Below are 20,565 nucleotides of genomic sequence, written 5' to 3'. Positions count from 1 at the left end.
CCGCCCCGGCCCTTTCTACCCCGGGAGGACCGGACGGAGGCCGAGCCATGCAGCCAGATGGGGCCCTGGACGCAGCCCGGGACGGCGGCGGGACAGGAACGGGGGCGACCGCGGCCTCGGTCTTCGAGGCGGCCGGGCGCACGGTCCTTCGGCTAGAGCGGCTTCAGGCCCCGGGCTTCGATCCCCGCGCCGCCCGCTTCGATCTGGCGCAGGCGGCACGGGACCAGCGCGCACTTTATCAGGCCGCGCTCAGGGCCGATGCCGAGAGCGAGCATATCACCACCGCCACCCGCTGGCTGCTGGACAACTACCACACCATCGCCGAGACCTATCGCCACCTGACCCGCGACCTCAGCCCGGCCTTCCTGCGCTCGTTGCCGCGCGGCCGTTTCCAGCCGGTCGCCGAGCCGATCCCGCGGGTGCTGGCGCTGGCCTGGGACTATGCCGCGATGACCGACGGCGACCTGCGCGAGCGCAGCTTTGCCGATTTCATCGCCGGGGCGCAGCAAGTCGACTGGCTGACCATCGGCGAGCTGTGGTCGCTGCCCTCGATGCTGCGCTATGCGTTGCTGCTGCGCATGCTGCGGCTGAGCGAAGAGACCGAGCATGCCCGCCGCGGCCGGCGCGAGGCAAATGCCGCCATGGACCGGCTGATGGCCCGGGACGAGCCGGGGCCCGCGGATTTCGACCAGGCGGTGCCCGGCCCGGCCTTGCAGAACCCGGCCTTTGTCGCGCAGGTGATCTATCGCGTGCATGCGGGGCTGGACCGCGCCCATGCCATAACCGAGCAGCTTGCCCGCCGGCTTGCCGAACAGGGCCGGACCGCCGAGCAGGTGCTGGCCGGCGAACAGACGCGCCAGACCGCGAACAACGTCACCGCCGCCCATATCATCCGCGCCCTGAAGCGGCTGGACGACATCAACTGGCGCGAATGGTTCGAGGCCACCAGCCGCACCGAGGCCATCCTGCGCGAAGACCCCGACCACCAGCGCCTGGCCCCCCAGACCCGCAACGAGATCCGCAACCGCATCGAGATGATCGCGCGCCATTCCGCCCTGACCGAGCCCGAGGTGGCCGAGCGGGCGCTTGCGGCAGCCGGGCGGCGCGGCATCCCGGTCTCGGTCGTGCTGCTGGGCGAGGACGCGGCGCGGTTCGAGGGCGATTGCGGCTATCGTCCGGTCTGGCGCGAGCGTCTGGCGCGGCTGACGCGCCGCCGCGGCATCCTGTGCCTGGTCGTGCCTCTGGCCGCGCTGATGGTGCTGACCGTCGCCCTGTGCCTGGCCTATGTGCCGGCGCAGACAGGCGGCTTCCTGGCCGCCACGCTGATCGTGCTGTCGCTGGCCGCATTCCTGGATGCCGGGCTGGCGCTCTTGCGTTTCGTCGCCAGCCGGCTGATCGCGCCGGCGCAACTGCCTGCCTATGGATTCAAGGACGGCATCCCGCCGGACCATGCCACGCTGGTCGCCATTCCCTGCCTGCTGACCGGCCTCGACACCATCGACGACCTGCTGAGCAATCTCGAGGTGCATTACCTCGCCAATCCCGACCCCGCGCTGAGTTTCGCGCTGCTCACCGATTTCACCGACGCGGCCGAGGAGACGACGCCGCGCGACGCGGAACTGCTGGCCTATGCCCGGCAGGGCATCGCCGCGCTGGCCGCGAAATATGCCCATACCGGCCGGCGCTTCTACCTGCTGCACCGCCGGCGGCAGTGGAACGAGGCCGAAGGCGTCTGGATGGGGTGGGAGCGCAAGCGCGGCAAGCTGGTCGAGCTGAACGCGCTGCTGCGCGGCAGCGCGGACACCAGCTTCGTCGACACCGGGCCGCGCCCGCCCGAGGGCATCCGCTATGTCGTGACGCTGGACGCCGATACCCGCATGCCGCGCGACACCGTGCGCATGCTGGTCGGCATGATGGCGCATCCGGTCAACCGCCCCGTCCATGACCCGGCGCTGCGGCGCATCACCCGCGGCCACGGGCTGATCCAGCCGCGCGTCACCTCGCTCTTGAAGCACGGCCGCCAGACCTCGCCCTTCCAGCGCATCCTGTCGCAGGACAAGGGGCTCGATCCCTATGTCTTCACCGTCTCGGATCTTTACCAGGATCTGTTCGGCCAGGGCACCTATACCGGCAAGGGCATCTACGACGTCGATGCCTTCGCCGCCGCCGCGCAGGAAGGCATCCGCGAGAACTCGGTCCTCAGCCACGACCTGATCGAGGGCGCCTGGCTGCACGCGGCGCTGGCGACCGACGTGAACTTCATCGAGGAATATCCCAAGCGCTTCGACGTGGACCTGTCGCGCCAGCATCGCTGGGCGCGCGGCGACTGGCAGTTGCTGCCCTATCTGCTGGACCCGCGCAACGGGCTGGACGCGCTGGCGCGGTTCCGCATCGTCGACAACCTGCGCCGCAGCCTGCTGCCGGTGCTGTTGATGCTGGCCGGCCTCGTGGCGCTGATCGGCCTGCCCCATGCCGATGCGCTGTTCTGGCTGGGATTGCTGGGCGTCTCGGTCGGGCTGTCGCAGCTTCTGGGCTGGCTGATGGGGCTGATGCCGCGCCAGTCGGGCGTGGCACGACTGCGTCACATGCTGGTCATCGGCAACGAGCTGGTCGACCAGATCACCGCCTTCATGATGCGGCTGACGCTTTTGCCGCAAATGGCCTGGAGCATGGTCGACGCCACGGTGCGCAGCCTGTGCCGCGTCTATGTCTCGCGCCGCCGGCTGCTGGAATGGACCACCACCGAGGCCGTCGCCAGCCGCGCGCACGAGACGCTGCCGGCCTATCTGGGGCTGATGCGCGGCGGGCTGGCGCTGGCGGTGGGCTTCGTCGCGCTGGTGGCGATGCTGCGCCCCGAGAACCTGGCGCCGGCGCTGGTGCTGGGCGTGCTCTGGCTGGGCGCGCCGCTGATCGCCTGGGTCAGTGCCCGCCCGATCGAGCATGAGGGCGCCCGTCCCCTAACCGCCGAGGAGCGGCTGGAATGGCGGGCCGAGGCGCGGCTGATCTGGCGCTTTTTCGAAACCTTCGTGGACGAACGCACCCATCACCTGCCGCCCGACAACTATCAGGACGATCCGCAGCCCAAGCTGGCCGAGCGCACCTCGCCCACCAATATCGGGCTTTACCTGCTTTCGACCGCGACCGCGCACGAATTCCGCTGGATCACGCTGGGCGAGGCGCTGGACCGGATCGAGGCCACGCTTTCCACCATCGAGGGGCTGGAGCGGCATTACGGCCATCTCTACAACTGGTATGCGACCGACAGTTTGCAGCCGCTGGGCACGCGCTATGTCTCGGCGGTGGACAGCGGCAATCTGGCCGGGCATCTGATCACGCTGTCCTCGACGCTCAAGGAATGGGCGCGCAACCCGGCGCTTTACCTGTTGCCGGACCTGTCGGGCGCCGTCGACATCCTGTCGCTGATGCGCCGGCTGCATGCGGCGATCCCGCGCGAACGCCGCAGCCTGAACCCGCTGCGCGACCGCATCGAGGAACGCATCGCCGGGCTGTGGCTGGGCATGGCCCGGACCGAGGCGCCGCATCTGGCATCCCTGCACGTGCAAGGCCATGCCCGCGCCGCCGCCAACCTGCAGGTTCTGATCCAGGGCCTTTTCGCCGAGATCCCCACCGACGCCGCGCGCGAGCTGGACTGGTGGGCAAGCCGGCTGGTCGCCACCTGCGACAGGATGGAAAGCCTGGGCCGCATCGACCCCGAAGAGGTCGCCGTCTCGGCCCGGCGCATGGCGGCCCTGGCCGAGCGTGCCCGCGCCTTTGCCTTCCAGATGGATTTCGGTTTCCTCTACGACCCCGAGCGCCAGCTGCTCGCCATCGGCTACAACTGCAACGAGGGCACGCCGGACCTGTCCTTCTACGACCTGCTGGCGTCCGAGGCGCGGCTCGCCTCGCTTTTCGCCATCGCCAAGGGCGACCTGCCGACCGAGCACTGGAACCGCCTCGGCCGGCCGATGACGGTGATGCCCTATGGCTCGACGCTGGTCAGCTGGTCGGGCTCGATGTTCGAATACCTGATGGCGCCGCTGGTGATGGACGAGCCGCCTGGCTCGATCCTCTACAGTTCCTGCGATGTCGCGGTCGAGGCGCAGATCCGCGACGGCTGGCGCGCGGGCCGGCCCTGGGGCGTGTCGGAAAGCGCCTATAACGCCCGCGACGCGCAGATGAACTATCAGTATTACGCCTTCGGCGTGCCGGAACTGGCGCTGCGGCGCTGGCTGCGCGACGACCAGGTGGTCGCGCCCTATGCCAGCTTCATCGCCGCCGCCTTCCGCCCGCGCAGCGCGCTCAGGAACCTGCGCCGGCTGGCGGGCCTTGGCGCGCGCGGCGAATACGGCTTTTTCGATGCGGTGGACTTTACCCCTTCGCGCCTGCCGCAGGGCCGCAAATGCGCCGTGGTGCGCAGCATCATGGCGCATCATCAGGGCATGAGCCTGATCGCCATCGCCAATTGCCTGATGGACGGGCTGCATCGCATCCGCTTCAACGCCGATCCGGTGATCGAAAGCGTCTCGACGCTTTTGCAGCAAAAGACCCCGCGCGAGGTTTCGCCGCTGCTGCGCGAGACGCTGCGGCGGCGCCTGCCCCTCCCGTCGGAACTGGGCCAGACCGAAATCGTCGAGGTGGCGGATGCCGCCTCTGCGCCCCATACCGTCGCGGTCATGTCGAATGGGCGGCTGTCGATGCTGCTGGATGCCAGCGGCGCGGGTCGGCTGCGCATGGACGGCACCGCCATCACCCGCTGGCGGCCCGACCCGGCGGCGGATGCCTGGGGCGAGTTCCTGTTCATCCGCGACCTTGCCTCGGGGCGCTGGTGGTCGGCGACGGCGGCGCCGGGCTTCGACCCCGAGATCGGCTATGCCGCCCGGCTGTTCGACTACAAGGCGAACTTCGTCGCCCTGGGCGACGGCATCCATTGCGAGACCGAGGTGATCCTGTCCGACGACCTGGACGCGCGCGGCGCGCGGGTCAAGCTGCGCAACCTGTCGGATCGGCCGCGCCAGCTTGCCCTGACCAGCTATGGCGAGATCGTGCTGGACCAGAACGATGCCGACCGCGCCCATACCGCATTCTCGCGCATGTTCGTCGCGACCGAGGCGCAGCCGGAGCGCGGCCGCATCTTCGCGCGGCGCAACAAGCGCAACCCGCACGACCCCGACCGCCACCTGATGCACCTTAGCGCCGGTGCCGGCGTTCCCGACGCCGCGGCCACCGACCGGCGGTCGTTCGTCGGCCGCGGCCGCAGCATCCGCGCGCCGCAGGCGCTGGACGATCCCGGCCCGCCGGCCGAGGTCGCGGCGGGCGAAAGCTATACGCTGGACCCGATCTTTTCGCTGACGCGGCGGCTGACCGTCGATCCGGGGAAAGAGGCGGTGGTGACCTTCTGGACCGTCGCCGCCGCCAGCCGCGAGGCGCTGGAAGAGGCGCATCTGCACCTGACCGACGAAGGCGCCTATGACAACGAACACCAGATGGCCTGGACCCGCAGCCAGGTGCAGTTGCACCATGCCAGCATCACCCCCGACGAGGCGGCGCTGTTCCGGCGCTATGCCGCGCTGCTGGTCTATCCCAACCAGATGCTGGCCTCGCAGGTGCGCCATGTCATGGGGCCGCAATCGGCGCTGTGGCCGATGTCGGTCTCGGGCGACAATCCGATCATGGTGCTGCGCATCAACGATCCCGACCTGATGCCGGTGGCCCGCCAGGCGATCCGCATGCAGGAATACCTGCGCATGCGCGGCCTGGAATGCGACCTGGTGATCCTGAACGAACAGCGCGTCAGCTATGCCGCCCATCTGCACGAGGCGCTGAACAACCTGTGCCACAGCATGCAGCTGCTGCATTCGCGTCCCTCGGTCTTTGCGGTCGATGCGAACGGGCTTTCGGCCGAGACGCGCGACACGCTGCTGGCCGTGGCGCGCGTGGTGATCCATGCCCAGAACGGCAGCCTTGCCGGGCAGATCCAGCGGCTGGAGGCGGCCGAGCTGCGGCGCGGCATCGCCCGTCCGCCGGCGCGGCCCTTGCAGCGCCCCGCCCTGCGCAGCGATTTCCCCGCCGAAGACCTGCATTTCTGGAACGGCACCGGCGGCTTCGACGCGCAGGGGAACTACCTCGTCCGCCTGCGCCACGGCCAGACCACGCCGAACCCCTGGATCAACGTGGTGGCGCGCAGCGATTTCGGCTTTCACATCTCGGCCGAGGGCGCGGGCTTTACCTGGTCGGCCAATTCGCGCGACCACCAGCTGACGCCCTGGTCGAACGATGCGGTCGGCAACCCGCCGGGCGAGGGCATCCTGATCCGCGACCTGGGCACGGGCGCGATCCATACGCCCTATGCGGCGCTGTCGAGCCAGCGCGAGGCGCTTTACCAATGCCGCCACGGCGCCGGCTTCTCCGAGTTCGCCGCCTGGTCGGGCGAACTGGAGATCGCCGCGCTGCACAGCCTGACGCCCGACGCGCCCCTGCGGGTGATCGGGCTGCGGCTGACGAACCACGGCACGCGGCGGCTGACGCTGGACGTGGCGCAGTTCCTGGAGCCGGTGATGGGCGGCGCCCGCGCCAAGACCGCGCCCTATCTGCAACTGCGCTATCTGCCCGAGGCCCGCGCGGTGGAATGCGAGAACCCCTATTCCATCGACTATGCCGGCCAGCGCATGATCCTGTCGGTGGATCGCGAGGTGACGGGGCTTTGCCTGTCGCGGCTGATCTGGCAGGGCCGCAACCGCGACGCCGGCCTGCCGGCATGGTTCGACGCCACGCTCAGCCGCCGCTTCGTGCATCGCCACGACGGCGATCCGGTGATGATGCTGGAAACCCGCATCGAGATCGAGCCGGGCGAAAGCCAGGGCGTCACCTTCCGGCTGGCCGCCGCACCCGGCGACGCCGCAGCCCCGCTGCTGGCCCGCACCGAGACCGCCCGGCAGGCCGCCACCGGCCAGACCGACCATTGGCAGCACATCTTCGGCCGCTTGCAGGTCCAGACCCCCGATCCCGCCTTCGACCTGATGGTGAATCGCTGGCTGCCCTATCAGGCCATCGCCTGCCGGATCCGGGCGCGCTCGGCCTTTTACCAGGCGTCTGGCGCCTATGGGTTCCGCGACCAGTTGCAGGATACTTCGGCCATGCTGGTCTATGACCCGGCGCTGGCCCGTGCGCAGCTGCTCGAGGCCGGCTCGCGCCAGTTCCCCGAAGGCGACGTGCAGCATTGGTGGCTGCCCGGCACCGGCGCCGGCGTGCGCACGATGATCGCCGACGACGTGGTCTGGCTGGGCCATGCCCTGGCGCGCTATGTCGAAGTGACCGGCGACCGCAGCGTCCTGGACGAGCCCCTGCCCTTCATCCTGGGCCGCGCGCTGGAGCCTGGCGAGCATGACGCCTTCTTCACGCCCGAGACCAGCGACCGCGACGCGACGCTTTACGAACACGCCGCGCTGGCGCTGGAGCTGGCCATCACGCGCACCGGCGAACGGGGCCTGCCGCTGTTTCTGGGCGGCGACTGGAACGACGGCATGAACCGCGTGGGCGCGGCCGGGCGCGGCCAGTCCATCTGGATGGGCTGGTTCCTGGCCCAGACCATCGCCATGATGGCGCCGCTGGCCGAGGCGCGCGGCGAGGAGGAGCGCGCGAAGCGCTGGCGCGCCCATGCCGCCAAGCTGTCGCGCGCGCTGGACCGGCACGGCTGGGACGGCGGCTGGTATCTGCGCGGGATCTATGACGACGGCACGCCGCTGGGCTCGGCCCAGTCCGAGGAATGCCGCATCGACTCCATCGCGCAAAGCTGGTCGGTCATCTCGGGCGCCGGCCGCAAGGATCGCCGCAACCCGGCGCTGGACGCGGCGCTGGAGCATCTGCTGGACGAAGACGGCATGCTTCTGCGCCTGTTCACCCCGCCCTTTGCCGATGCGCCGCAGGATCCCGGCTATATCAAGGGCTATCCGCCCGGCGTGCGCGAGAATGGCGGGCAATATACCCATGCCGCGATCTGGATGGTGCAGGCGCTGTGCATGGCGGGCCGCGCCGACGACGCCTGGCGGGTGTTCCGGCTGCTCAATCCGATCACCCACGCCAGCGACGCCGCCACCCTGCAGGTCTATCGCGGCGAACCCTATGTCGTCGCCGCCGACGTCTATGGCGCCGAGGAAAAGACCGGCCGTGCCGGCTGGACCTGGTATACCGGCTCGGCCGGCTGGCTGCACCGCGTGGCGGTCGAGCATATCCTGGGCCTGCGCATCAGGGACGGCGAAAGGCTGGAGGTCGCGCCCGCCCTGCCCTCGCATTGGCCGGGCTTCCGCGCCAGCGTGATGATCGGCACGCACCGGCACGAGGTCGAGGTCACGCGCGACCAGACCGGCACGCCGCAGATCCGCATCGGCTGAGGGGGCGGCATGGCGGCAATGCGGCGATATGCAGATCCCCCGGCCCCCGGCTCACTCCGTTTCGGCCAGCAGCGGCAGGATGCTGCCCCGTTCCTTCAGGCAGCGCAGGGTAAAGATCGAGCGGGCGTTGCGGATGCCCGGCACGCGATAGAGCTTGTGGCGCAGGAACTCCTCGTATCCGCGGGTGCCGCTGACCGCGACCTTCAGCAGATAGTCGTATTCGCCGGTGGTCAGCCAGACCTCCTGCACCTCGGGGATGGCGGACATGGCGCGGCCGAATTCCTCCAGCACCTTGTCGTCGTGCCGCTCCAGCGTGATCTCGATGATGACGGTTTCGGCGGCGCCGAGACGCGTCTGGTCCAGGATGGCGCTGTAGCCCTTGATGACGCCCTCGGCCTCCAGCCTACGGGTGCGCTGCCAGCAGGGGCTGGGCGACAGGCCGACCTTTTCGGCAAGCTGGCTGTTCGACAGCCGGCCGTCGCGACTCAGCGCCCGCAAGATCCTGAGGTCGATCGCGTCAAGTTGGCGTGTGGCAGAAGATCCGCTCATGCTGTTCCGATATTGCCAGAAGAATCTTTTGCATTTTGGCTGATAGCGGGAAATAAAGAAAGGAGATTTTGCGGCGATCTGTGGCATCATCCGCCTTGGAGGAGCGAGATGGAACGCCCGATATCCGCCCGGTCGGGCTGCGCACGCCCCTGATCGGTTACCAAGGCAAGAGGAGATGCCGATGGAGACACCAGACCCGAACGAATATCCGCCGCTCAGCCTTGCCGTGCCGGAGCCCGAGGTCCGGCCTGGCGGGCAGCCGGATTTCTCGCATGTGGCGATCCCGCGGGCGGGCACGGTGCGCCGGCCGCCGGTCGACGTCGATCCCGAAGAGATCCGCGACCTGGCATTCACCATCATCCGGGTGCTGAACCGCGAGGGACAGGCGGTGGGCCCCTGGGCCGAGGCGCTGGACATCACCCCCGAGGACCTGCTGGAAGGGCTGCGCCACATGATGACGCTGCGCATCTATGATGCGCGGATGCTGAACGCGCAGCGCCAGCAGAAGACCAGCTTCTACATGCAGCACCTGGGCGAAGAGGCGATCTCCTGCGCCTTCCAGCGCGCTCTGGCGCCGGGGGACATGAACTTCCCGACCTATCGCCAGGCCGGGCTGCTGATCGCCGCCGGCTATCCGCTCAGCGCGATGATGAACCAGATCTTCTCCAATTCCGAGGACCCGATGCGCGGCCGGCAGCTGCCGGTCTGCTATTCCTCGCGCGAGCACGGTTTCTTCACCATCTCGGGCAACCTCGCCACCCAGTTCATCCAGGCGGTGGGCTGGGGGATGGCCTCGGCGATCTCGGGCGACCGCAAGATCTCGGCGGCCTGGATCGGCGACGGCTCGACGGCGGAAAGCGATTTCCACGCCGCGCTGGTCTTCGCCTCGACCTACAAGGCGCCGGTGGTCTTGAACATCGTCAACAACCAGTGGGCTATCTCGACTTTTCAAGGCATTGCACGCGGAGGTTCAGGCACTTTCGCAGCACGCGGGCACGGCTTCGGCATCCCCTCGCTGCGGGTGGACGGCAACGACTATCTGGCGGTGCTGGCAGTGGCGAAATGGGCGGCAGAGCGCGCCCGGCGCAACCTCGGCCCGACGCTGATCGAATACGTCACCTATCGCGCCGGCGGGCATTCGACCTCGGACGACCCCTCGGCCTATCGCCCGGCCGAGGAAAGCACGGCTTGGCCGCTCGGCGACCCGATCCTGCGGCTCAAGAACCACCTGATCGCGCTTGGCATCTGGAGCGACGACCGCCACGCCCAGGCCGAGGCCGAGATCCTGGCCGAGATCACCGAGCAGCAGAAGCGCGCCGAGGCCATCGGCACGCTGCACCACGGCCAGCACCCCAGCCCGGCCGACATGTTCGAGGATGTCTATGCCGAGATGCCGCCGCATCTTCTGAAGCAACGTCACGAGGCGGGGTTCTGACATGGCACGCATGACGATGATCGAGGCCATCCGCGACGCGCTGGACGTGGCCATGGGCGCCGACCCCTCCGTCGTGGTCTTCGGCGAGGACGTGGGCTATTTCGGCGGCGTCTTCCGCTGCACCGCCGGCTTGCAGGCGAAATACGGCAAGACCCGCTGCTTCGATACGCCGATCAACGAATCCGGCATCGTCGGCGCCGGGATCGGCATGGCCGCATACGGGCTGAAGCCGGTGGTCGAGATCCAGTTCGCCGACTACATGTATCCCGCCTATGACCAGATCGTGTCCGAGGCGGCGCGGCTGCGCTATCGCTCGGCCGGGCAGTTCACCTGCCCGATGGTGATCAGGATGCCCACGGGCGGCGGCATCTTCGGCGGCCAGACCCACAGCCAGTCGCCCGAGGCGCTGCTCACCCATGTGACGGGCCTGAAGACCGTGGTGCCCTCGAACCCGAGGGACGCCAAGGGCCTGCTGCTCGCCGCCATCGAGGACCCCGATCCGGTGATCTTCATGGAGCCGAAGCGGCTCTACAACGGTCCCTTCGACGGCCATCACGACCGGCCGGTGACGGCCTGGAAAAGCCATGAGATGGGCGAGGTGCCCGAGGGGCATTACACGGTGCCGCTGGGCAAGGCGGTGCTGCGCCGCCAGGGCCGGGCGGCCACGGTGCTGACCTATGGCACCATGGTCCATGTCGCGCTGGCCGCAGCCGAGGAATCCGGCGTCGATGCCGAGGTGATCGACCTGCGCACCCTGCTGCCCCTGGACATGGAGGCCATCGTGGCCTCGGTCAACAAGACCGGCCGCTGCCTGGTGCTGCACGAGGCGACGCTGACCTCGGGCTATGGCGCAGAGCTGGCAGCACTGGTGCAGGCCGAGTGCTTCTGGCATCTGGAAGCGCCGGTCCGGCGCGTGGCGGGCTGGGATACGCCCTATCCGCACACGCATGAATGGAGCTATTTCCCCGGCCCCGCACGGGTGGCCGAGGCATTGCGTCAACTGGTCGAGGTGGCCTGAGATGGGTATTCACGCAATCCGCATGCCCGATATCGGCGAAGGCATTGCCGAGGCCGAGATCTCGGAATGGCTGGTCAAGCCCGGCGATGTCCTGCGCGAGGACGACCCGATGGTCGCGGTCATGACCGACAAGGCCACGGTGGAAATCCCCTCGCCTGTCACCGGCACGGTGGTCTGGCAGGCCGGGGCGCCCGGCGACGTGATCGCGGTCGGCGCCGAACTGATCCGGCTGGAGGTGGACGGGCCGGGCAATGTCGCGGGCGACGCAGCCCCGGGCGAAGCCAAGGCGCCGGAACCGGCACCGAAGGCCGAAACCCCGGCAGCCGAACCCGCCCCCGAGGCACCCCCCGCGCCGAAACCGGAACCGCAGCCCGAACCGGCGCCGCCTGCGCGGCCCGCCGCCGCGGCCTCCGCACCCCTGCGCCCCGAGGGCGAAAGGCCCATCGCCTCGCCCGCCGTCCGGGCGCGGGCGCGCGAGGCCGGGGTGGACCTGCGGCTGGTGCGCGGTTCGGGTCCGGCCGGCCGCATCGGGCATGAGGATCTGGACGCCTTCATCGCCTCGGGCGGCATCCCGGCCCCCTCGGGTCCGCAACCCGACGGCTCGGTCGAGGAGATCCGCGTCATCGGCCTGCGCCGCAAGATCGCCGAGCGGATGCAGGCCGCGAACAGCATCCCGCAGATCACCATCGTCGAGGAGATCGACGCCACGGCGGTCGAGGACCTGCGCGGCCGGATGAATGCGCAAGGCAAGGGGGTGCGGCTGACGCTGCTGCCCTTCATCGCCCGCGCCATCGTGCGCGCCGTGCATGAACAGCCGCTGATGAACGCGCATTACGACGCCGAGGCGCAACTGATCCGCCGCTTCGGCGGGGTGCATCTGGGCATCGCGGCACAGACCCCGAACGGGCTGATGGTGCCGGTGGTCCGCCATGCCGAGGCGCTGGACCTGCGCTCGACCGCGGCCGAGATCTCGCGCATCGGCAATGCCGCCAAGGAAGGCACGGCCAAGCGTGACGAGCTTTCCGGCTCGACCATCACCATCACCTCGCTGGGACCGCTGGGCGCCATCGCCTCGACCCCGATCCTGAACGTGCCCGAGGTCGCCATCGTCGGCGTCAACCGGCTGGCGGTCAGGCCGTTCTGGAACGGCGCGGCCTTCGAGCCGCGCAAGATGATGAACCTGTCGTGCAGCTTCGACCACCGGGTGATCGACGGCTGGGACGCCGCCGTCTTCGTGGCGCGGCTGAAAGAGCTGCTGGAAACCCCGGCGCTGATCTTCGTGGAGGGCTGAGCGAATGCGCGAGATCCAATGCAGGCTGCTGGTCATCGGCGCCGGTCCCGGCGGCTATGTCTGCGCCATCCGCGCCGGCCAGCTTGGCGTCGACACGGTGGTGGTCGATGCCGCGCCGCCCGGGGGAACCTGCCTCAACGTGGGCTGCATCCCCTCCAAGGCGCTGATCCATGCGGCCGATGAATTTCATCGGCTTGCACAGCTTTCCTCGACGCCATCGATGGGGATATCGGCCGGTCCCGCCCGGCTGGACCTGGGCGCTACCATGGCCTGGAAGGACGGCATCGTCGAACGGCTGACCGGCGGCGTCGCCACGCTGCTGCGCAAGGCCAAGGTGCGGCTGGTCACCGGCCGGGCCAGCATCCGCGACGGCAAGACCGTGCTGGTCGAGACCCCGGAAGGCCCGGTGCAGATCCGCACCGAGGTGCTGGTGCTGGCCACCGGCTCGGAGCCGATCGAACTGCCCGCCCTGCCCTTTGGCGGCAAGGTGATCTCCTCGACCGATGCGCTGGCGTTGACCGAGGTGCCGGGCCGCCTCGCCGTGGTCGGCGGCGGCTATATCGGGCTGGAACTGGGCATCGCCTATGCCAAGCTGGGCGCCGAGGTGACGGTGGTCGAGGCCGCGCCGCGCATCCTGCCGCAATACGATGCCGAGCTGACGCGCCCGGTGGCGCAGCGCCTGACCCAGTTGGGCATCCGGGTGCTGACCGGGGCACGGGCCGGCGGGCTGTCGGACAGCGGCGCGCTGCGCGTCGCCGGCGTGGACGGCGCCGAGGACATCCAGGCCGACAAGGTGCTGGTGACCGTCGGCCGCCGCCCGCGCGCGACCGCGGCGGGGGTGGACGGGCTGCGGCTGGACATGGCCGGCCCCTTCATCCGCATCGACGAGCGCTGCCGGACCTCGATGACCGGCGTGCTGGCCATCGGCGACGTGACCGGCGAGCCGATGCTGGCCCATCGCGCCATGGTCCAGGGCGAGATGGTGGCCGAACTGGTCGCGGGCCAGCCCCGCGCCTGGGACAAGCGCGCCATCCCGGCGGTCTGCTTTACCGACCCCGAGATCGTCAGCGTCGGCATTTCCCCCGAGGAAGCGGCGGCGGCGGGGCGCGAGGTCGTGACCGGCCTCTTCCCCTTTGCCGCGAACGGCCGGGCGATGACGGCGGGTGACGAGGCGGGCTTCATCCGCGTTACCGCCCGTCCCGACACGCATGAGGTGCTGGGCATCCAGGCGGTCGGCGCCGGCGTGGCCGAAATGGCCGGCGGCTTTGCGCTGGCGCTGGAGATGGGCGCGCGCCTGGAGGACATCGCCGGCACCATCCACGCCCACCCGACCCGCGGCGAGGCGCTGCACGAGGCCTGCCTGCGCGCGCTTGGCCACGCCTTGCATATCTGAAGAAGGCCGCCGGGCATTGATCGCCGCCCTGCGATGGCGCAAACCGTGCCGGCGCAGGGCAAGGGGCGGGCGATGGCGGTGGAACGGACGGATTTGCGGGTCACGCTGGCCCCGCCCTGGCTGGTGGCCGATCTGGGGCGGGTGCGGCGGGTGCTGTCCTTTGCCCCGCATCGCCCCGGCTTTCGCAGCGCGCGGCATATCCTGATCCGCCAGGTCCGCGATGCCGACCTGACCCCCGACCTGGATGCAGTAGGCTGGCTGGGGGCCGAGATGGCGCGGATCGGCCATGGCGGGGACGTGGGCATGATGACCTCGCGCGCCTTGCGCCATCATCGGCTGGCCCATGCCGGGCCCGTGGCCTGCCTCGCCACCGTTGGCCTGGGCAATGCCGAGCGGGTGGGCCGGCGCCGCATGGTGCAGCCGCGCGGCCATGGCACGATCAACATCGCCCTGCTGGTCGAGGACGGGCTGACCGATGCCGCGATGATCGAGGCGCTGAGCATCGTGGCCGAGGCCCGCACCGCCGCCGTGATCGCCGCCGGGATCGACCTGCCGACGGGCCGCGCGACCGGCACCGGCACCGATTGCATCGCGGTGGCCTGCGATGCGGGCGGCGTGGCATTCGCCGGGTTGCATACCGCCCTGGGCGAGGCCATCGGTGCCGCAGTCCATGATGCGGTATTGGCCGGGGCCTTGGCCTGGGTCGCCGAGCATGGCGCCGAGCCGGGTTTGGCGGTGCCAGGCTGCGCCGACTCATGAGTATTTGAAGAACGAAGAAGATGGGGCGGCAGTTCTCCGGCGATTTTTACCCCACAAATATTTCCTTGTGGGGTAGGCTTTGGGGCATTATTCTGCCCCACGGGAAAAAATCCGTGGGGTATTCCTTATGGCACAGCATCTTTCGCCGGTGGCGGTGGCGGCCTGGACCGATCTTCTGCGGCATCTCAAGGATGCGGCGGTCAGCGAGCTGCGCGGCGTGCCGCGGCTGAAGAAGGTCGGGCAAAGGGCCTATTGGTATGACCATTTCCGCATCGGCGACCGCACCGTCGACCGCTATATCGGCGAGGATGGCGAAGAATTGCGCGCACGCCTGGACCGGCTGGAAAGCCTGCGCGAGGCCGAGAAGCAAAGCCAGCGCGAACGCTCGCGCCTGATGCGCATCCTGCGGGCCGAGGGTTGCCTGATGACGGATCGCGGCTCGGGACAGGTGATCTCGGCCATGGCGCGGGCGGGGGTGTTCCGCTTGGGCGGCACGCTGGTCGGCACCCAGGCGTTCCGCTGCTACGAAGGCGAATTGGGCCTCCGCATCGGCTTCGACCATACCGCGATGACCGACGATATCGACATCGCCAGTTTCGAGCGGCTGTCGCTGGTGCTGGGCGACCGGGTGACCGAGCCGCTGGCCGAGGTGTTCCGCGACCTGCGCTTTGCCCCCCTGCCCTCGGTCGAGGGGCAGCGGGTCTGGCGGTGGCGCCAGGGCGAGCAGCAGACGCTGGTCGAGTTCCTGACCCCCTGCTTCGACGGAACCGAGGGGCTGCGCGACCTGCCGGCGCTTGGCGTCTCGGCGCAGAGCCTGCATTACCTGAACTTCCTGATCGCCGATCCGATCCGGGTGCCGCTGCTTTACCGCGCCGGTTTCCTGATCCAGGTGCCGCGCCCCGAGCGCTATGCCATCCACAAGCTGATCGTCGCCGACCGCCGGCGCGAGGGGCCGGAGGCGCTGAAGGCGCGCAAGGACCGGGCGCAGGCCGAATTCCTGATCGAGGCGCTGGCCGAGGAGCGGCCCGACGAGCTGCGCGACGCCTATGAGACGGCGATGGAGCAAGGCCCGTCCTGGCGCACGCGGCTGGCCGCGACGCTGGAGCGGATGCCGCATCTGCGCGACCGGCTGCAGGCGCTTTAGCCGGGGCGGAAATCGGCGGGCTTGATGCCGTGCCGCGCCAGCTTGTCGTAGAAGGTCTTGCGCGGCAGGCGCAGCCGGGCCATCGCCTGGGTGGCATTGCCCTGCGCCAGCCGAAGCGCCTCGCGGATCAGTTCGGCCTCGTATTCCGCGACCAGATCCGAAAGGCCCGGCGCATCGCCGCCCCCGGCCGGCGGATCGAAGGGCGTCAGCCCCAGCGCGTGGCTTTCGGCGAACTGCCGCAATTCGCGCAGGTTGCCGGGCCAGCCATGACCGGCCAGCCGCGCCTTGACCGCCCCGGTGACCGGCGCCACCGGCAGGTCCAGCCGCGACGCCGCCGCCAGCAGGAAATGCCGGAACAGTTCGGGAATGTCCTCGCGCCGCTCGGCCAGCGGCGGCAGGGACAGGACGGCCCCCGACAGCCGGTAATAAAGGTCGCTGCGAAATGCCCCCTCGCGCATCAACCGTTCCAGATCGGCGCAGCTTGAGGCGATGATGCGCAGGTCCAGCGGCCGGGGCGCGGCGGTGCCGGACGGCTGGATCTCGCGCGCCTCGATCAGCGCCAGCAGGCGGGCTTGCAGCGCGGGGGCGAGGGCGTCGATCTCGTCGAGATACAGCGTGCCGCGATGGGCGGCCTCCAGCCGGCCGGGCGTGCGCGGGTTGCGGCCCTGCGGCTCGGTGCCCAGCATCTCGGCCTCGAAGCGCGCCTCGTCCAGCGCGGCGCAGGCGACATGGACGAAGGCGCGGGCGCGGCGCGGGCTCTGGCGGTGAATGGCGCGGGCGACGGTTTCCTTGCCCGAGCCGCCGGGGCCGAGGATCAGCACGTCGCCCCCCGCCTCGGCCACCCGCGCGACGGTTTCGCGCAGGTGCTGCATGAAGGGGCTTTGCCCGATCAGCCGGGTCTCGCGCACGGCGCTGTCCTGTTGCTGGCGGCGCAGGGCGCGGTTTTCCAGCACCAGCGCCCGGCTGGAGGCCGCGCGCGCCAGCGCCGCCGCCAGCGTCCCGCCGCCGACCGGCTTGGCCAGGAAGTCGTAGACGCCCTGTTTCAGCGCCGCGACCGCCATCGGCACGTCCCCATGCCCGGTCAGCAGGATCACCGGCAGGTCGGGGTCCAGCGCATGGATGCGCTCGAACAGCTGGAACCCGTCCATGCCCGGCATGCGCACGTCCGACAGCACAACGCCGGGCCAGTCGGGGCCAAGGCCGGCCAATGCCTCGGCCGGGTCGGTGAAGGCTTCGCCGCGAAAGCCCGCCAGATGCAGCGCCTGCATCTGCGCATCGAGCAGGTCGGGATCGTCGTCGACAAGGCGGACGAGCGGGGCGGCGGGGGCGGCGGTCATGCGGCTTTCGGCAGGTCAAGGTGGAAGGTCGCACCCTCGCCGGCACGCGACGGCTCGGCCGTGAGGCTGCCGCCGAAATCCCGCGCGATCTCTTGCGAGATCACCAGGCCCAGGCCCAGCCCCTCGGGCTTGCTGGTGGCAAAGGGGGTGAAAAGATTGGCCGCGATCCGCGGCGAAAGCCCCGGCCCGTTATCCGAGATGCTGAGCCGCAGCACCGGCCCGTCCCGCAAGGTAATGCGGATTTCCGGGTCGGGCCGGCCCTCCAGCGCCTCTTGCGCGTTCTGGATCAGGTTCACCAGGATCTGTTCCAGCCGCACCGTCTCGGCCATGACCCGCAGGCCGGGCGGGATCTGGGGCAGGGTCAGGCGGATGTCCTGCGCCCGCCGCCGGCTGGCGGTCAGCAGCAGCGCCGCGTCCAGCGCATCCTTGAGCGGCACCGGACCCAGCTCGCCCGTGGCCTTGCGGGCAAAGCCGCGCAGCTCGGTGGTGATCTGCGCGATGCGGTCGGTCATGCGCAGGATCTGGGCCAGGTTGCGATCCAGATCGGGGGCGTCCTCGGGCAGCATGTGCCGGCTGTTCTCGGCCAGCAGGCGGATGGTAGCCAGCGGCGTGTTCACCTCATGCGCGACGCCGGCGGTGATCTGGCCCAGCGTCGCCAGCTTGTTGGCCTGCACCATCTCGCCCTGCAACTGTGCCAGCCGCTGCTCGGCCGCGCGGCGCTCGCGCATCTCGTCGGACAGGTCGCGGGTGCGCTCGGCCACGGCACGCTCCAGATCGGCGCGATAGCGGCGCTCGGCCTCGATGCGGCGGGTGGCGCGGGTGCGGGCGCGCGCCGCCGAAACCCCACCGGCCAGCAGCAGCGTGAACAGGAAGCCGACCGTCCCGGCGGCCAGCAGCCCCGCCCGCACCGCCTCGGCCCCCGGCGCGTGGATCCACAGCTCCCAACCCGCCCCCGGCACCTCGCGCCGGGCCGAGACCTGCCCGGCCCCGACCGGCGGCAGCGGCGCAAAGCGCAGCCCGGGCCGGCTTGCCAGGATCACCTGCCCGGTGGCGTCGGTGACCAGCGTGGTCTCGGCCGCCCGGGCCCAGCCCTGCTCCATCGCGTCGAACTCTACCTTCACCACGATGACGCCCAGGGGTCCGTCCCCGGACGGCACGTCGTGGGACAGGTAAAGTCCCGGCCGCTTGCTGACGGTGCCAAGCGCGAATTGCGTCGCCTCGCCCCTGAGCAGCGCATCGCTGAAATAGCTGCGGAAGCTGTAGTCCGAGCCGACGAAACTGTCGGGATCGTGCCAGTTCGAGGCGGCGACGGCCACGCCGTCGCGGTTCAGCAGATAGATCACCGCGCTGCTGGTCTGTTCCTGCAGCCGCTCCAGCTTTTGCGACACGCGCGAGACGTTGGCCTGCGACGGCTGGGCCAGCGCCTGAAGCACGGCGGCATCGTCGGCCAGCACCGTCGCCACGGCGCGCTGCTTGGCCAGCACGCTTTCCAGCGTCTGCACCCGGCTTTGCGCGCTGACCGCCAGCCGCTCGGTCAGGGCGCGGGCGGCATTGTCATGGGCCAGCCGAAAGGTCAGCGCCAGCGCCGCCAGCATGGCCAGCGCCACGGCCGCCGCGACCATCAGCCGCCGCAGCATGGGACGCGAGCCCTCGCCTTGCGAATCGATTGTGGCGGCCATGGCTTTCCTTGCGGACGGGTTCGTGCGGATTTCCACACTAGCAGATCGGACCTGTGCGGGAAACCACACAGATCAACCCGATGGTTTTGAGAAAAAAGCCATGATTACAACGCAATGCCGTCATGCGCCGGTTTTTGGGCGCCACGGCCCGCGAATTTATCATGGCGGTCACATCACCGTCATACGCAGGTTGGAGGAGGCCCCATGCACATCGACACCACGGCCGCGCCGGTCGCTCACGCACCGCGACCCTTTTACAGGCATCTTTATTTCCAGGTTCTTTGCGCCATCGTCGCCGGCGCGCTGATCGGGCACTTTTATCCCGAGACCGGCGAGGCGCTGAAACCCCTGGGCGATGCCTTCATCAAACTGGTCAAGATGATCATCGCCCCGGTCATCTTCCTGACCATCGTCACCGGGCTGGCCGGGATGGGCACGCTCAAGGGCGTGGGCTCGGTCGTCGGCAAGGCCTTCGGCTATTTCCTGACCTTCTCGACGCTGGCGCTGGTGGTCGGGCTGATCACCGCCAACGTCATCCGCCCCGGCGCCGGCATGAACATCGACCCGGCATCGCTGGATGCCAGCAAGGTCGCCGACTATGCCAGCAAGGCGCATGAATCGTCGCTGACCGGCTTTGTCATGGACATCATCCCGTCCACGATCACCTCGGCCTTCGTCGACGGCAACATCCTGCAAGTGCTGTTCGTCGCCATCCTGTTCGGCATCGGCCTGATCCTGATCGGCGACAAGGGCAAGCCGGTCGTCGCGCTGTTCGAGGCGATCAGCCATGCCGTCTTCCGCATGGTGGACATCCTGATGAAGGCCGCGCCCATCGGCGCCTTCGGCGCCTTCGCCTTCACCATCGGCAAATACGGCATCGCCTCGGTGGTGAACCTGGCGACGCTGGTCGGCACCTTCTACCTGACCTCGGCCCTGTTCGTCATCGTGGTCCTGGGCACGGTCTGCATGCTCAACGGCTTTTCGATCTTCCGGCTGATTTCCTATCTCAAGGCCGAGATCCTGCTGGTGCTGGGCACCTCTTCCTCGGAATCGGCGCTGCCCTCGCTGATGGAAAAGATGGAGAAGGCCGGCTGCAAGCGCTCGGTCGTCGGGCTGGTCGTGCCCACCGGCTACAGCTTCAACCTGGACGGCACCAACATCTACATGACGCTGGCCGCGCTGTTCATCGCCCAGGCGACGAATACCGACCTGACGCTGCAACAGCAGATCCTGCTGCTGCTCGTCGCCATGCTGTCGTCGAAGGGTGCGGCAGGCGTGACCGGCGCGGGCTTCATCACCCTGGCCGCAACGCTTTCGGTGGTGCCGACCGTGCCGGTCGCCGGCATGGCGCTGATCCTGGGCGTGGACCGCTTCATGTCGGAATGCCGCTCGATCACCAACTTCATCGGCAATGCGGTGGCGACCGTCGTCGTCAGCCGCTGGGAGGGCGCGCTGGACCGCGAGCAGTTCGACCGCGTGCTGGGCGGCGAGGCCGGGGGCGAGGTCGCCCCGATCCACGACCTGCACGGCGCCCCCGCCGGGCTGCGCCTGAACGAGGCCAGCGCCGACTGAC

General features: G+C 69.5%; 11 protein-coding genes. 8 read left to right on the top strand and 3 right to left on the bottom strand.

The window, feature by feature from the left end; translation table 11 throughout:
• Positions 1-47 precede the first annotated feature (47 nt).
• A complete protein-coding gene (locus BLT64_RS00755; protein ID WP_011750975.1) occupies positions 48-8,387 on the top strand; it encodes a GH36-type glycosyl hydrolase domain-containing protein in 8,340 nt (2,779 codons plus the stop codon).
• Positions 8,388-8,438: 51 nt separating this feature from the next.
• On the opposite strand, the gene BLT64_RS00750 is transcribed toward BLT64_RS00755, so the two are convergent.
• Positions 8,439-8,936, bottom strand: a complete 498-nt coding sequence (locus tag BLT64_RS00750) for an Lrp/AsnC family transcriptional regulator (protein ID WP_011750976.1) — start codon at positions 8,934-8,936, stop codon at positions 8,439-8,441.
• A gap of 181 nt (positions 8,937-9,117) precedes the next feature.
• Here BLT64_RS00750 and BLT64_RS00745 point away from each other — a divergent pair, with 181 nt between their 5' ends.
• The 6 genes from BLT64_RS00745 to BLT64_RS00720 all read left to right on the top strand — a co-directional run bounded on the left by BLT64_RS00745 (position 9,118) and on the right by BLT64_RS00720 (position 15,976).
• Positions 9,118-10,371 carry a 3-methyl-2-oxobutanoate dehydrogenase (2-methylpropanoyl-transferring) subunit alpha gene (locus tag BLT64_RS00745; RefSeq protein ID WP_011750977.1) on the top strand — a complete coding sequence of 418 codons (1,254 nt, stop codon included), beginning with the start codon at positions 9,118-9,120 and terminating at the stop codon, positions 10,369-10,371.
• A 1-nt stretch (position 10,372) separates the two neighbouring features.
• Positions 10,373-11,389: an alpha-ketoacid dehydrogenase subunit beta gene (locus BLT64_RS00740; protein WP_011750978.1), complete on the top strand. Its 1,017-nt coding sequence runs from the start codon at positions 10,373-10,375 to the stop codon at positions 11,387-11,389.
• A gap of 1 nt (position 11,390) precedes the next feature.
• The gene (locus tag BLT64_RS00735; protein ID WP_011750979.1) at positions 11,391-12,680 is read left to right on the top strand and encodes a dihydrolipoamide acetyltransferase family protein; all 1,290 of its coding nucleotides are present in this window, start codon (positions 11,391-11,393) and stop codon (positions 12,678-12,680) included.
• A gap of 4 nt (positions 12,681-12,684) precedes the next feature.
• Positions 12,685-14,073, top strand: coding sequence for a dihydrolipoyl dehydrogenase (gene lpdA / locus BLT64_RS00730; RefSeq protein ID WP_011750980.1), 1,389 nt, complete (start codon positions 12,685-12,687; stop codon positions 14,071-14,073).
• Positions 14,074-14,145: 72 nt separating this feature from the next.
• Complete coding sequence (locus BLT64_RS00725; RefSeq protein ID WP_041530800.1) at positions 14,146-14,832, top strand: adenosylcobinamide amidohydrolase; 687 nt, start codon at positions 14,146-14,148, stop codon at positions 14,830-14,832.
• A gap of 127 nt (positions 14,833-14,959) precedes the next feature.
• Entirely contained in the window at positions 14,960-15,976 is a 1,017-nt protein-coding gene (locus BLT64_RS00720) for a nucleotidyltransferase family protein (RefSeq protein WP_011750982.1), read from the top strand.
• On the opposite strand, the gene BLT64_RS00715 is transcribed toward BLT64_RS00720, so the two are convergent.
• Positions 15,973-17,313, bottom strand: coding sequence for a sigma-54-dependent transcriptional regulator (locus BLT64_RS00715; RefSeq protein ID WP_011750983.1), 1,341 nt, complete (start codon positions 17,311-17,313; stop codon positions 15,973-15,975). The two genes, BLT64_RS00720 and BLT64_RS00715, sit on opposite strands and share 4 nt — an antisense overlap.
• On the bottom strand, positions 17,310-18,992 hold the full coding sequence (locus tag BLT64_RS00710) for a sensor histidine kinase (RefSeq protein WP_011750984.1): 1,683 nt from the start codon (positions 18,990-18,992) through the stop codon (positions 17,310-17,312). Before BLT64_RS00710 ends, BLT64_RS00715 begins: the two co-directional genes overlap by 4 nt.
• A gap of 204 nt (positions 18,993-19,196) precedes the next feature.
• On the opposite strand from BLT64_RS00710, the gene BLT64_RS00705 reads away from it, so the two are divergent.
• On the top strand, positions 19,197-20,564 hold the full coding sequence (locus BLT64_RS00705) for a dicarboxylate/amino acid:cation symporter (protein ID WP_011750985.1): 1,368 nt from the start codon (positions 19,197-19,199) through the stop codon (positions 20,562-20,564).
• Position 20,565: the final 1 nt, after the last annotated feature.

This window comes from Paracoccus denitrificans (assembly GCF_900100045.1).
Lineage (GTDB): Bacteria > Pseudomonadota > Alphaproteobacteria > Rhodobacterales > Rhodobacteraceae > Paracoccus > Paracoccus denitrificans.
Note: the sequence above shows the minus strand (reverse complement) of the source record. Positions and strands in the feature narration are given on the sequence as shown.